This window comes from Streptomyces sp. WZ.A104 (genome assembly GCF_002382885.1).
GTDB lineage: Bacteria > Actinomycetota > Actinomycetes > Streptomycetales > Streptomycetaceae > Streptomyces.
In genome coordinates this window covers 1-12,606 of the sequence record NZ_NWVL01000029.1, presented here as the reverse complement: position 1 = coordinate 12,606, position 12,606 = coordinate 1, and the positions used below count along the sequence as shown (strand labels likewise).

10 protein-coding genes and 1 pseudogene are annotated in these 12,606 nt (G+C 72.5%); 3 read left to right on the top strand and 8 right to left on the bottom strand.

From position 1 onward, the window contains the following. Nucleotides 1–226: 226 nt before the first annotated feature. Both CIB93_RS17290 and CIB93_RS17285 read right to left on the bottom strand, forming a co-directional pair. Nucleotides 227–1,048, bottom strand: coding sequence for a DUF1684 domain-containing protein (locus CIB93_RS17290; RefSeq protein ID WP_096627769.1), 822 nt, complete (start codon nt 1,046–1,048; stop codon nt 227–229). A gap of 89 nt (nt 1,049–1,137) precedes the next feature. After that, entirely contained in the window at nt 1,138–2,337 is a 1,200-nt protein-coding gene (locus tag CIB93_RS17285; RefSeq protein ID WP_096627767.1) for a DUF5685 family protein, read from the bottom strand. A 310-nt stretch (nt 2,338–2,647) separates the two neighbouring features. On the opposite strand from CIB93_RS17285, the gene CIB93_RS17280 reads away from it, so the two are divergent. Then, nucleotides 2,648–3,091: a cell division protein SepF gene (locus CIB93_RS17280; RefSeq protein ID WP_096627766.1), complete on the top strand. Its 444-nt coding sequence runs from the start codon at nt 2,648–2,650 to the stop codon at nt 3,089–3,091. A gap of 67 nt (nt 3,092–3,158) precedes the next feature. Here CIB93_RS17280 and CIB93_RS17275 read toward each other — a convergent pair whose 3' ends face one another. Beyond that, complete coding sequence (locus tag CIB93_RS17275; protein WP_096627764.1) at nt 3,159–4,379, bottom strand: acyl-CoA dehydrogenase family protein; 1,221 nt, start codon at nt 4,377–4,379, stop codon at nt 3,159–3,161. Between the two features lie 104 nt (nt 4,380–4,483). Continuing rightward, entirely contained in the window at nt 4,484–6,169 is a 1,686-nt protein-coding gene (locus tag CIB93_RS17270) for an MFS transporter (RefSeq protein WP_096627763.1), read from the bottom strand. Between the two features lie 459 nt (nt 6,170–6,628). Here CIB93_RS17270 and CIB93_RS17265 point away from each other — a divergent pair. Continuing rightward, nucleotides 6,629–7,703, top strand: a pseudogene (locus CIB93_RS17265) (phosphatase PAP2 family protein). Here the strand turns inward: CIB93_RS17265 and CIB93_RS17260 are convergent. The 4 genes from CIB93_RS17260 to CIB93_RS17245 all read right to left on the bottom strand — a co-directional run bounded on the left by CIB93_RS17260 (nt 7,654) and on the right by CIB93_RS17245 (nt 11,387). After that, nucleotides 7,654–7,869 carry an I78 family peptidase inhibitor gene (locus CIB93_RS17260; RefSeq protein WP_096627879.1) on the bottom strand — a complete coding sequence of 72 codons (216 nt, stop codon included), beginning with the start codon at nt 7,867–7,869 and terminating at the stop codon, nt 7,654–7,656. The pseudogene CIB93_RS17265 and the gene CIB93_RS17260 sit on opposite strands and share 50 nt — an antisense overlap. 379 nt (nt 7,870–8,248) lie before the next feature. Next, entirely contained in the window at nt 8,249–9,214 is a 966-nt protein-coding gene (locus tag CIB93_RS17255; protein WP_096627761.1) for a YafY family protein, read from the bottom strand. Nucleotides 9,215–9,261: 47 nt separating this feature from the next. Next, nucleotides 9,262–10,107 carry a transferase gene (locus CIB93_RS17250; RefSeq protein ID WP_096627760.1) on the bottom strand — a complete coding sequence of 282 codons (846 nt, stop codon included), beginning with the start codon at nt 10,105–10,107 and terminating at the stop codon, nt 9,262–9,264. Then, entirely contained in the window at nt 10,104–11,387 is a 1,284-nt protein-coding gene (locus CIB93_RS17245) for a glycosyltransferase family 4 protein (protein ID WP_096627758.1), read from the bottom strand. Before CIB93_RS17245 ends, CIB93_RS17250 begins: the two co-directional genes overlap by 4 nt. A gap of 337 nt (nt 11,388–11,724) precedes the next feature. Here CIB93_RS17245 and CIB93_RS17240 point away from each other — a divergent pair, with 337 nt between their 5' ends. Beyond that, nucleotides 11,725–12,504 carry a hypothetical protein gene (locus CIB93_RS17240; protein WP_096627756.1) on the top strand — a complete coding sequence of 260 codons (780 nt, stop codon included), beginning with the start codon at nt 11,725–11,727 and terminating at the stop codon, nt 12,502–12,504. Nucleotides 12,505–12,606: the final 102 nt, after the last annotated feature.

Here is a 12,606-nt window from a genome sequence, read left to right as displayed (position 1 = left end):
GGTTCCTCCGAGGGGAATCGGGGGCCCTCCTGTGGGGTGGTGGGCCCGTGAGGCGCAGTCGGGGGCCTGCCCGGATTCCGGAGTTGCCGTGCCCCTGACAATCGCTGACGGGAGTATCGAGGGGGCCGGACAGGCGGCGCAAGCATGCCTTTCGGCCACGCGGGCCCCACACGTATCCGGCCCCGGAAGCCGTGGGGCTGCCGGGGCCGGAGGGACGTCTCGCGGGTCAGGCGTCGACGCGGTTCCGCTCCCCTGCCGGGACCGCCACGGTGAGCGTGTTGCCCGGGGGCGGGAAGGGGCAGATGAAGTGATCGGCAAAGGCACAGGGCGGCAGCAGGGCACGGTTGAAGTCGACCTGCACGCCGCCGTCCCCGTCCGGTGCGCCGGGGCGCAGGAAACGGAAGCGGTAGCTGCCGTTTCCGCTGGTGGCGTCGGCGAAGACGGCCCACAGGGAACCGTCGGGCTCGACCGCCACCTGGAGCGTGTGCTCGTCCCCGTCCACCGTGAAGGCGAGCTCCCCGCCGAGCCCGAGCCCCCGCTCGACCCCGTCGGCGTTGGCCACCCGCAGGGTCCGGTCACCGTCGTACGGACGGAAGGTGCCGGGCAGCGCCCAGCGGGGGTCGTACGGGGTGGCCTCAATGGTCGAGAAGGCGTGCCGGGCCGGCGAGTCCGGGTCGAAGTCCCTTACCGCCCAGAGCCCTTCGCGGCGGAGCACAACCAGCCGCCGGACCCCCTGCGTCACCCGGGAGTCGTCGATGGGGCCGCGGTCCGCGCCGAGCCGGACCTCGCCGGTCAGCGGCCTGCCGTCGACAACGATGCCGTCGTCCGCGGTGGCCGTGAGGACCACCTCGTCGCCGTCCTCGCGCCAGTGACCCGGGACGGCCGGAATTCGCCCTTCCGGGTAGTCGGAGAGCCAGTGGGTTCCGGTCAGGGAGAGAGGGCCGTACGGGGCGGCGACCGCGACGACGCGCCCCGCGTGCCACCGCTGCCAGTCCCGCGCGGCGTCCGGGCCGCCAACCTGCTCCTGCTGCGTCGCGTCCGTGCTCATGCGCTCAACCTTTCCATACGGCTCGGCGGGGCCGAGGTGCGACCGCAGCGGGGAGCCCCTGAGGTGACCCGGCGCGACCTGACGCCGCCTCAGCAGTCGCAGCCGCAGGATTCGCCGCAACAGCAGCAGCCCTCGCCGCACTGGCCGCAGCAGTCGCACACCTCGCAGCAGTCGCCGCAGCTGCTGCACAGCCCCTCCCGCCGCTCCCGGCTCCAGGGGTCCTCGAAGGTCCCGCAGCACATCTGGCAGGTGCAGGCGAGTCCGGCCCACACCAGGCACCCGCCGATCAGCCCGCGCCGGTCACGGGGCGGCTGCGGCGGGGGCGGCGGGGAGCCCGGGCCCCCAGGAGCGTACGGATGACCCGGCGGCGACCCGAAGGCGCCGTCCGGGGTCAGCGGCCCCCGGCCCTCCCCGGGCTGCCGGTGCGAGCAGGACGGGGAGCCGAACGCCCGGTCGACCGAGCGCCGCAGTTCGTGCGCGAGCAGCACGTGGACGAGCTTGCCGTCCACGAACTCCACCTCGCGCAGCGCGAGCCGTACGCCGTGCAGCGCGTCGTCACACAGCCGGCGCGCCTCGGTGAGCGGGGTGCCGGTCACGGTGAGGGGGTTCCAGGCGCCCGACGCGGCGTCAGCTTCCCGGTCCTCCACGGCGTCCAGCAGATGCGCGAGCCGCCCGAAGAGCCTGCCCGCCTCCGCGAGCGGCGCGGCGTTCTGCGGCTTGCCCGCGAGGTGGGCGGTGTGGGCGAAGGCTGCGGCGGTGGCCGTCTCGGTGGGTTCGGTGACCGTCAGCAGCGGGGTGCCGGGCCCGGCGAGCGTCTCGATCCCGGTCTGCCGGTCGACCGCGTCGACCAGGAGGGCGGTGTCGAAGCCGAGTGCGGCCCCGGTCCGGGCGCCCGCGCGGTCCCAGCCCGCGGCCACCCGGCGCGCGGCGGCGGCGACCGGGCGGCGGGCCAACACCCCGTCCCGGTCTGCGACGTGGTCGCGGACCTTCGCCGAGGCGAGGACGAGCGAGACAGCGGCGGCGAGCCTGGCCCCCTCACCCCGGGCGACCGGGGCGGTGCGCATGGCACGCAGCGGGCAGGGGCCCGCGGTGCGGCGGCCGGCCGGGGTGAGCCCTGCCTGAGCCTCCGTCAGGACCGAGACGATCAGACCATCATAGTTCGTGACAATCCGGGCGAACTGTCCGTGATCCGCCCTCAGGGCCAGGCAGAGACCGCAGAGATGGGCCATCCACTCGGTCCGGAGCCCCTCGGAGAGCCGGTGCGCACAGGGCCTGACGATTCCGAACACGGCGATCCCCCGCGAGCTGTTCCGGCCGGTGCGCGCCGCTCGTGCACCGGAGCGTCGTGCATCGTATCGAGCGATCCGTTCACCCGTACGTCCCCTCCATCACCCGTACGGACCGGAGCATCGTATTTTCCTTTCACAACCCGCCTTATACGGTCAGAAACCTGACGAACTGCCACATCTTCTGCACCAGTACCGTCACGAATCACCTGCGCGCCGACTATCCACTTGGCGCGGTATCCGCATCATGGACGACCATAGGGATACGAAAGAGATGCGGAACACCAAGGAACCGCGGTGAGAGGAGGCGTCCATGGGATCGGTGCGCAAGGCGAGTGCCTGGCTGGGCCTCGTAGAGGACAACGACGAGCGGTACTACGACGACGAGTACGCCGAGGGCGCGGAGACCGGCACGAACAACCAGGCCTGGGTCACCGACCCACGGGTGCAGGTGGCCGCCGAGGCGGCCGAGGAGCAGGACCGCCGGATCGCCACGGTGACCCCGGACAGCTTCCGGGACGCCCGGGCCATCGGTGAGCTGTTCCGGGACGGTGTCCCGGTGATCGTCAACCTCACGGCCATGGACCCCGCCGACGCCAAGCGCGTGGTGGACTTCGCCGCCGGGCTGATCTTCGGTCTGCGCGGTTCGATCGACCGGGTGGCCACCCGGGTCTTCCTGCTGTCCCCAGCCGACACCCAGGTGGTGGCCGGTGAAGCCGCCGGCCGTACGACCGACGGCTTCTTCAACCAGAGCTGAGCAGGGCGCTCGCCGGAAAGTTCCGGTCAGCGTCTCCGGTCGGCGCGCCCCTTCGGACGTGCCGGGGTCACCGGAAGGCGTCGAGACCGGTGAGCGCCTTGCCCAGCACCAGCTGGTGCATCTCCACGGTGCCCTCGTAGGTGAGCACCGACTCCAGATTCGTGGCGTGCCGCATCACCGGATACTCCAGCGAGATCCCGTTGGCCCCGAGGATCGTGCGCGCGGTGCGGCAGATCTCGATGGCCTCCCGCACGTTGTTGAGCTTGCCGAAGCTGACCTGCTCGGGGCGGAGCCGTCCCGCGTCCATGCGCCTCCCCAGATGGTGGGCGAGCAGGATGCCCTTGTGCAGCTCCAGGGCCATGTCCGCCAGCTTGGCCTGGGTGAGCTGGAAGCCGCCGATCGGCCGGCCGAACTGTTCGCGGCTCCTCGCGTAGTCGAGGGCCGACTCGAAACTGGCCCGCGCCGCGCCCATGGCGCCCCAGACGATGCCGTACCGCGCGTGGCTCAGACAGCTGAGCGGGCCGCGCAGCCCCTTCGCGCCCGGGAGCACCGCGTCGGCGGGCAGCCGGACCCCGTCCATGACCAGTTCGCTGGTGACCGAGGCGCGCAGCGACCACTTGTGCCGGATCTCCGGGGCGGAGAAGCCGGGGGTGCCGGTCGGAACGACGAAGCCGCGGATGCCCCGGCCCTCGTCGCCCTCGTCGGTCTGCGCCCAGACGATCGCGACCCCGGCGACCGAGCCGTTGGTGATCCACATCTTGCGGCCGGTGAGCACCCAGTCCTCGCCGTCGCGCTTGGCGTACGTCCGCATCCCGGCCGGGTCGGAGCCGTGGTCCGGCTCGGTCAGGCCGAAGCAGCCGATGATCTCGCCGGACGCCATGCCGGGCAGCCACCGCCGCTTCTGCTCCTCGGAGCCGAAACGGTGGATCGCGTACATGGCGAGCGAGCCCTGTACGGAGACGAGCGAGCGGATCCCGGAGTCGGCGGCCTCCAGCTCCAGGCAGGCGAGACCGTACTGGACGGCGCTCGCCCCGGCGCAGCCGTAGCCCTCCAGCGACATGCCGAGAGCCCCCAGCGCCCCGAGCTCGCGGGCCAGCTCCCGGATGCCGGGCAGCTCGCCGTTCTCGTACCACTCGGCGATGTGCGGCAGGACGCGGTCGGCGGCCCAGGTGCGGACGGTGTCGCGGATCGCGAGGTCGTCGGGGCCGAGCAGGTCGTCGATGCCGAGGGGATCCGATGCGTCGAACGGCGGGAGCTTCGACGGCTTCGCGGACTCGGTGCTGGACATGAGGGTGCCTCCGGCGGCTCGCACGGTGCTCGGAGGACCGGGAGACACCCCCGCCCTCCGGAAACTAGCAGTGGTAGTCAGGGCGTTCGTGCTGACGTTACGGCTCAGTGCGCCGCTCGTCCAGAGCCGGCCGCCTCGGCGGGCTCGCGCCGCGCGGGCAGCGTCAGACGCGGGGCCGGGCGCTCCTGGACGGCCGGGGCGACCGGCCGGACGGCATCGGCGCCGGCCCGGAGACAGGGCTCCTTCGGCGGGCAGTCCATGGCCTTCGGCAGCCGCAGCGCGGCGAGCGCGCCGAGCAGCAGCAGCCCTGCGCTGACGAAGAGCGTGATGTGGAGTCCGCCGACGAAGGCGTGCCGGGCCGTGGAGCGCAGCAGCTCGCCCATCGGACCGCCCAGCTGCGCGGCGACCTGGTAGGCCTCACCCAGCGAGTGGGAGGCCTCGGCGCCCGCCCGGGCGGGGACGCCCTTCTCGCGCAGGGAGGCGAGGCCGGGGGCGTAGGCCGCGTTCATGACACTGCCGAGCAGGGCGATGCCGAGGCCCGCGCCCAGCTGGTACGAGGTCTCGCCGATCGCCGCCGCGCCACCGGCACGCTCCGGCGGGGCGTCGCTGAGCATCGACTCGTACGCCCCGAAGAGTGTCGTCTGAAGTCCGAAGCCGAGCAGGACGAAGGCGCAGGTCAGCAGGGCGGGCCGGTCGTGGTGGCCCATCGAGGTGAGCAGCAGCACCGAGGACGCGGTGAGGACGAAGCCCCAGCCCACCATGCGGCGCGGGCCCAGCCGGCGCAGGGTGTACGAGCCGGTGGCTCCCGCGGCCATCGCGGCGAACGTCAGCGGCAGCAGCCGCAGCCCGGTCTCCAGCGGGCTGAGCCCCAGCACCAGCTGGAGGTACTGCACGGCGATCAGCTGAAGGCCGACCAGGGCCAGCATGGCGAGGACGATGCAGCCGACGGCGGTGGAGAAGGCCGGGCGGGCGAACATCGTGATGTCGATGAGCGGATGCGTACGGCGCTTCTGGCGGCGCACGAACACGATCAGAAGCGCGAGGCCGAGGGCGAGCGGGCCGAGCGCGACCGGGTCGAGGAGGCTCGCGCCGCCGCCGAGGCGCTTGACACCGAGGACGACCCCGAGCACTCCGGCGGCGGCGGTCAGCGCGCCCAGCACGTCCCACGGGCCGTCGGCGCCGCCGCGCGACTCGGGCAGCAGCCAGCGGCCCAGCGGCAGGATCACGGCCATCAGCGGGATGTTGATCAGGAAGACCGAGCCCCACCAGAAGTGCTCGACCAGGAAGCCGCCGACGACCGGCCCGGTGGCCGCCCCGACCGCGGCGACCGCGGTCCACACCCCGATCGCGAGCGCCCGCTCCCGGCGGTCGGGGAAGACCTGGCGCAGGATCGACAGGGTGGCGGGCATGATCATCGCGCCGCCGACGCCGAGCAGGGCGCGGGCCGCTATGAGGACGCCGGGGGTGTCGGCCGTCGCGGCGAGCGCGGAGGCGATGGCGAAGATCGCGTAGCCGAGGAGCAGGACCCGGCGCCTGCCGATCCGGTCACCCAGCGTGCCGAAGAGGATGAGCAGCGAGGCGCAGACCAGGGGGTAGGAGTCGACGATCCACAGCAGGGCGGTGCCGCTCGGGCGCAGGTCCTCGGTGACGGCCGGAACAGCGACGTGGAGCACGGTGGCGTCCAGTGCGACGACCAGGAGACTGAGGCAGAGGACCACGAGGACGACCCAGCGATTGGCGTCGGCGGCGGCTCGGCGCAGCCGGACTCCGGCCGTGGTCGTCCCGGACATCTACGTACCTCCCGATGAGTCCCTCGCGCTCGGCGGACCGACGGTGACGTGGGGCGCGCCCCTGGGGGCCTGCCGATCACCTCGGGCCCGGCATCGACGGGCGAGTGCGCCGTCAGCGTACGCGAGTTCGGTGAGGTCACACGTGGTCCACCTCATACCCCGGTCCGCCACACAGTGTGTCGTACGCCACGCCGGGACCCGTACGGGGGCTCCCCGGCCCGGCGTGCGCCCAGCCCCCCGAATGGCGGGATCAATTCCGGCGGGTTCCCGCGGAGCCAATTCATCGGGAGATCAAACACGCTTCCGAACGGGACTCGCGGGCAATTGGCCGCAAGATCAAGGAGATTCTTCTCCGCGCCCGAAAAAGAAGCCGTTCTGAGACAAAGTCCACATCACATCGTCATCACAAAGCGGCCGGATTGGCCTGCTCGCACGCTCACTCGCTGTAACGTCGATTGGGTGCGTACCGACATCTTTGCCCGGCTGGACCGGGAGCCGGAACCGCCGAAGATAGAGCCACCGCGGATGAGCCGTCACCGCATCGCCCTCTTCGGCGGGACGTTGGCGTTCTATCTCGCCATCGTCTTCGCGGTCCTGGTCACCTCCTGGCTGGTGGCCCTGGACTGGAAGGTCATGCTGTTCCGGCCCTACCAGCAGTGGCCCGAACTGCACCCCTTCCTCGACTACTACGTCGTGCTCGGCCAGCGCGGCCCCACGGCGGTGATGGTCGCCTGCTGGCTGGGGTGGCGCTCCTGGCGTCAGCACACACTCCGCCCGCTGCTGGTCCTCGGCACGTCCCTGCTGCTGCTCAATGTGACGGTGGGCGCGGTCAAGCTGGGCCTCGGGCGGCTGGGCCCGCACTACGCGACGCAGATCGGCTCGGCCGAGATGTTCGCCGGCGGCGATATATTTCCTTCGGGACACACCGCCAACGCCGTCGTGACCTGGGGAATCCTGGCCTATCTGGCCACCACGCCACGTGCCAGGCGCTATCTGTCGGCCCTCTCCGCGACGGTCTCGCTGGGCGTCGGCCTCACCACCGTCTACATCGGTACGCACTGGCTCAGCGATGTCCTGCTGGGCTGGGCGGCCGGGCTGCTGATCCTGCTGGCACTGCCCTGGTTCGAGCCGCTGATCGCGCGGACCGAGGCCTGGATCTTCGCGATGCGCCGGCGGTGGCGCGAGCGCCTCGGCGGCTCCCGTCCGGAGCCCGTCGCCGAGGAGGGCCCGCAGCCGGTGCTGCTCCCCCAGTCGCTCGGCGCCGACGGCCTCGCCACCGAGGCCGCCGCGATCGATCCGGCCCTTGCCGCCGGTCATCCGGCACCCGGGGGCAGGGCCCGGGCCCACGCGGCGCAGCCCGTGCGGCCGGGCCGCTGAACGCCCCCGCCCCGTTGCCGCGGGGACGGTACGCACAGCCCGGCCCCCGCATGCCGAAGGCCCCGACCACGGTCGGGGCCTTCGGCCGTCGAGGGGTGTGCGGCGGTTCAGCCCACCCAGCAGCGCGTCACGGTGCCGTCCTCGACCTGGAAGTTGATGCGCCCGTGGCGGAACTCCATGGTGAGGAAGGTGCCCGGCGGAACCGCCCGGACCGTGTCCCAGCCGCGGCTTCTCGCCTGCTGCTCGGCGGCGTCGGCGCCGAGACCGACGTACGAATCGGCGGCGTCGTCCGGCTGTGCTGGAGGGGTCGGTAGAGATGCCATGCCCTCACCGTAGGCGGCCCCGGACCGTGACGGAAGGCCGGGCCGGGAGGGGACGCCGTGCATCTCCGGATGCCGTGGCGGTCACGCTTGTGTCACAGGATTCCCACACCTGTATACCGGTGGCTTTTCACTCGAACGGGCCGCCCGGAAGCATCTGTACGAAATGGCCGACGCCCCGGATCGGTCCGGTGGCGGAGGTCGTGACGGCACTCCGGAATCACCGGGATGACCTTCTTCTTTTCCATCCGGGCGGGGCATCACCCGAATGACCGGGCACCGTGATTTTCCCCGTTCCTTAAACGGGACCCGCTTTTCTTCACGTTTCTCTCACTTCTCGTGCGGGAGCACGCTTCCCGCACGAGGGCGCACGACCGGAGTCTCACGATCCGCCAAGCGCGCGAGTGAGCCGGTCCCGGGCCTCCCGCATCACCTCGGTGAGCTCGGGCGGTTCGACGACCTCGAAATCGATCCCCATCATCAGCACGTGGATCACCAACACCTCAAGATTCGGAGCGCCCGCGGTGAGCCGGCAGGTGTCCGCGTCCACGGCCTCCAGCACCCCGGCGGACGGCGACACCCGCCGGGCCGCCTCCGCCAGCGGGGCCTTCAGCAGGATGACCGCCCGGGCCGCGTAGGCGGAGACCGCGACGCCCCGGGAGACGTACGCCGCCAGGTCTTCGGCGGGCGGGGTGCGCGGGGAGAAGCGGGGGCCGTGCGGCGGGGTGGGGGTGATCCGGTCCGCCCGGAAGGTACGCCAGTCCGCCCGGTCCAGGTCCCACGCCACCAAGTACCAGCGGCGCTCGGTGCAGACGAGCCGGTGCGGCTCCACGGTCCGGCGCGAGACCGCCCCGCCGTGGGTGCGGTAGGCGAACCGCAGCCGCTCGGCGTCCCGGCAGGCGCTCGCCAGCTCGGTGAGTACGGCGGGATCGACGGCGGAGGCGTCCGGCCCGTGGACCATCGGCACGGTGAACGCGCCGAGTGCGCTCACCCGGCGGCGCAACCGGTTCGGCAGCACCTGCTCAAGCTTGGCGAGCGCCCGTACGGAGGACTCGCCGATGCCTTCGACACCATGGCCGGTCGCCGTGCGCAGGCCCACGGCGACCGCGACGGCCTCCTCGTCGTCCAGGAGCAGCGGCGGCAGCTGCGCGCCAGCCCCGAGCTGATAGCCGCCGCCGGTGCCCCGGCTGGCGTTCACCGGGTAGCCGAGCTCGCGCAGCTTGTCGACGTCCCGCCGCAGGGTGCGCGGAGTGACGCCGAGCCGGTCGGCGAGATCGGCGCCGGACCAGTCGCGGTGGGCCTGGAGCAGTGAGAGCAGGCGCAGCAGCCGTGCCGAGGTCTCCAACATGCGGGAGAGTCTGCCAGGGCTTGCGGACAGCTTGTGTCCGCAAGCCCTCATCCGGCCGCGGGTGAGGACGCAAGCCGTACGCAGAGATCGTTGTCGGCGGTGTAGCAGGGTGTGGCGAGCACCCCGTCGGCGGCCGCGCGGCCCGGGTAGACGAAGGACTTGTTGCGGGACCAGACGTCGTCGAGGATGCGCGAGATCCTGACGCCGGCCGCCCGCTCGGCCGGAACCAGCCACAGCTGCCAGAGCTGCTCCCCACGCACCGGCCCGGTGACCAGCGCGGCGAACGGCAGAGCGAAGGAGAAGCCGCCGGACGGCGCGCCCGGCGAGCTGAGCGGGAAGCGGTGCACCCGCTCCGGCTCGCCGGGGAGCCGTGCTTCGACGACCGCCGTCTCCCCCGCCGTGACGCCGTACAGCACGCCCTCGGCCGTCATGCCCGACGGGCCGACGGAGATGGCCCCCGCCTCGGCGTGCGGGGCGCGGACCCAGCAGCGCAGGGCGAGCCGGCCGTCGGCGGTCGGGTAGGGGACCCGGGCGCTGACCTCGGGGGTACGGGTGTCCGGGCTGCGGTCGACGAGGGCGCGCAGATCCCGCAGTCCCGGCTCGACGGTCCGGGTGCCCTCGCCCCCGGGCTCCTCGACATAAGCGTCCCAGCGCCCCTCGGGCAGTGCGGTGGTGGGCGGCAGGACGGCCCGCAGCCGCCGCCCGGGCCCGGACCGGCTGAGCGGGAGCCGCACCTTACCGCCGGGGCGGCTGCCCGCCGCGCCCCGGCGGCGCAGCAGCAGCACGGCGTCCGGATCGGGGGCGGCCGCGGGGGCCAGGTCGAAGGTGAGCGCTCCGGCCGGATCGGCGGCGCAGTCGGCGCGTACGGCGGCTGTGGCGGTGGCGTCGGTCATGCGGCCCTTCCTCTGCGGAGTGCGTCAGCGGCCTTGTAGCGCAGGGCGTACGCCCCGTCGAGCACGCTGCCCCGGGTGCGGTGCAGCGCGGTGCGCAGGGCGCTGTGGCCCCGGCCCTGCGCGCCGCGGGCGACGAGCTCGGTGAACAGGCTCTCGTGGCGCTCGGCGATCCGCGCCGGGTCGAAGCGTGCCGATGCGTCGAGCGCCGCGCGGCCCATCCGGTGGCGCAGTTCGTCGTTCTCGATCAGCTGGAGCAGCGCGGCGGCGATCGCGTCGGGGTCGCCCACCGGTACGAGTCGGCCGTCGGCGCCGTCCTCGATGATCTCGGCCGGTCCGTGCGGGCAGTCGGTGGCGACGACGGGCAGGCCGCCGCGCATCGCCTCGACGATGGTCATGCCGAAGGACTCGCGGTCCGATGCGACGGCGGCGATCGACCCCTTGGGCCACTCGGCCTCCATCGGGTTGGCCGAGCCCATCAGGAACACGTGGTTGTGCAGGCCGAGTTCGTCGATGAGTGCGCGCAGGGCGGCCTGTTCGTCGCCGGTCGCGTCCCCGCCGCCGTAGATCCGCAGCCGCCAGTCCGGGCGGGCGGCCGAGACCTGGGCGAAGGCCCGTACGAGCAGGTCGTAGCGCTTGACCCGGGTCAGTCGGCCCGCCGCGACGACCCACTTCAGGTCGCCCCCCGCGGGCGGACAGGCGGGCTCGGGGACCGCGTTGGGGATGGCCTCGATCCGGACACCGGGCAGCTTCAGGCGGCTTCGGTAGTCGTCCGCGTCCGCGCGGGTGACCGTGGTGAGCGCGTCGAGCAGGGTGTACCGGTGGGCGATCTCACGGCGCAGCCGGTAGCTGTGGCTGTCCAGCGTCAGGTGCTCCTGCCCCACGCGTACCGGCCCGCGGCGGGTCTGGCGGCTGAGGTGGACGTTGAGTCCGGGGCGGGTCCCGACGACGACGTCCGCCTCGATCCCCCGGAGGTGGGCGGCGATCCGGGCATCGGTGAGCCGGCTGTACTGCTTGTGCCGGCTGTCGCCGCGCGGGAACACCGCGGCGGGCCGCGCGTGTTCGGCGGCATCCCCGTCGTAGGCCGCGCTCTTCTTGCGCAGGTCCACGAGGTGGCGCAGCGTCACACCCTCGGGTGCGCCGAGGGCGGGTGCCTCGCGGTGGCGGAAGACCGACACGATCTCGACGTCGTGCTGTTCGGCGAGCGTGCGGGCGAGCGTGAAGGTCGTCCGGATTGTTCCCCCGATCCCATAAGCATTGTGAAGAAGAAATGAAATATGCATGGTGTCGCTGTTTTCCCCCTGGTCGACCTGGTCTGCCAGGCTGCGCTTCCCGGCGGATTTCCCCTCTGTTCACCGGTCTGTTCACCGGCACTTCCCTCCGAGCTTGACGGGGAACGATGTCGGGAGGTTGCCCGCACCCGGGTAAAACCTCCGGAAGGCGCGCCGCAGGCGGCCACGGACGGCGCTCGACCCGTGCGTCGACTCCTCGACGTACCGATGTGTCGACCTGTGCCGCACTTCCGTCCGCTCCGGTGCGTGACCCCGGCCACAGCTCCCGCGTTGTCTCTTCATGAGTCGGGAACCGCCCGGCCCACGCACCGAGTTCGAGGAGCCACCCGTGCCGCGCATGCTCGACGTCAGCCAGGACGTACGCGCCGAGATCGGCGACGACGAAGCCGACCGGCTGCTCGTCGGCGACGACACCCCCGGCAGTTACGACTGCACTTCCTGCCGCACCCCCGGCGACTCCGACCAGGAACGCACCAGCACGGTGCTGTTCATCGGGGACGAGACCGCCGTGCTCGCGTTCGCCCACGCGACGTGCATCCCTTCGCAGGTCGTCAAGGTCGCGGAAGAACAGCTTCAGGGCGCGGTGCGCAGCATCACCGGCAGCGAGCAGAAGACAACGGAGGGGCTCATGCCCGAACAGGCCGTCCTCGGCATCACCAGCGGACTCGTCCTCATCGAGGACGATCTCCGCCCGGCCCTGGTCGTCGAACCGACCGGTCCGGTCGCCCGGCCCGGCACCGACGGCAGCGGGGGTGACGAATTTCTCCAGCTGCTGCTGGAGCAGGGCTTCCGCCCCGCCGATCTGAATGGACTCCCCGAGGTCCTCCCCGGCTGGTCCGTGCTGCTGGCGGTGGGCCAGCTGCACGCCGTGCTCCAGCCGAGCGCGGGCGGCGGAAACCCGGTCGCCTGGTGGCAGGCCCACCAGCCGCTCCAGGTGACCGAGGGCTGGCGGGCCGCGGTCAACAAGACGCAGACGGTCCTCGTCTTCGCCGCCCCGGCCGGGACGATCGGCCAGCAGCCGCGCGAGGACCTGCTCCGGGACGCCCTGGAGAAGGCCGCGGTCAACGGGCTCCTGGTCGCCGCCACGATGCCGCTGGCCGGGACCTGAGCATGACCGCCCAGCTCGGGCACCCCCGCCGAACAGCGTTTTCTCCGGTGGGGCCGCATCCGACGGGCGGTGAGGTCGTTGGCACCTACGTGCACTCATACG

What these genes read in the sequence shown, in the direction of transcription:
- CIB93_RS17275 (WP_096627764.1), bottom strand. Translation starts at nt 4,379, where the DNA reads ATGTCCAGCACCGAGTCCGCGAAGCCGTCGAAGCTCCCGCCGTTCGAC.
- CIB93_RS17290 (WP_096627769.1), bottom strand. Translation starts at nt 1,048, where the DNA reads ATGAGCACGGACGCGACGCAGCAGGAGCAGGTTGGCGGCCCGGACGCC.
- CIB93_RS17260 (WP_096627879.1), bottom strand. Translation starts at nt 7,869, where the DNA reads ATGGCATCTCTACCGACCCCTCCAGCACAGCCGGACGACGCCGCCGAT.
- CIB93_RS17250 (WP_096627760.1), bottom strand. Translation starts at nt 10,107, where the DNA reads ATGACCGACGCCACCGCCACAGCCGCCGTACGCGCCGACTGCGCCGCC.
- CIB93_RS17255 (WP_096627761.1), bottom strand. Translation starts at nt 9,214, where the DNA reads ATGTTGGAGACCTCGGCACGGCTGCTGCGCCTGCTCTCACTGCTCCAG.
- CIB93_RS17270 (WP_096627763.1), bottom strand. Translation starts at nt 6,169, where the DNA reads ATGTCCGGGACGACCACGGCCGGAGTCCGGCTGCGCCGAGCCGCCGCC.
- CIB93_RS17280 (WP_096627766.1), top strand. Translation starts at nt 2,648, where the DNA reads ATGGGATCGGTGCGCAAGGCGAGTGCCTGGCTGGGCCTCGTAGAGGAC.
- CIB93_RS17245 (WP_096627758.1), bottom strand. Translation starts at nt 11,387, where the DNA reads ATGCATATTTCATTTCTTCTTCACAATGCTTATGGGATCGGGGGAACA.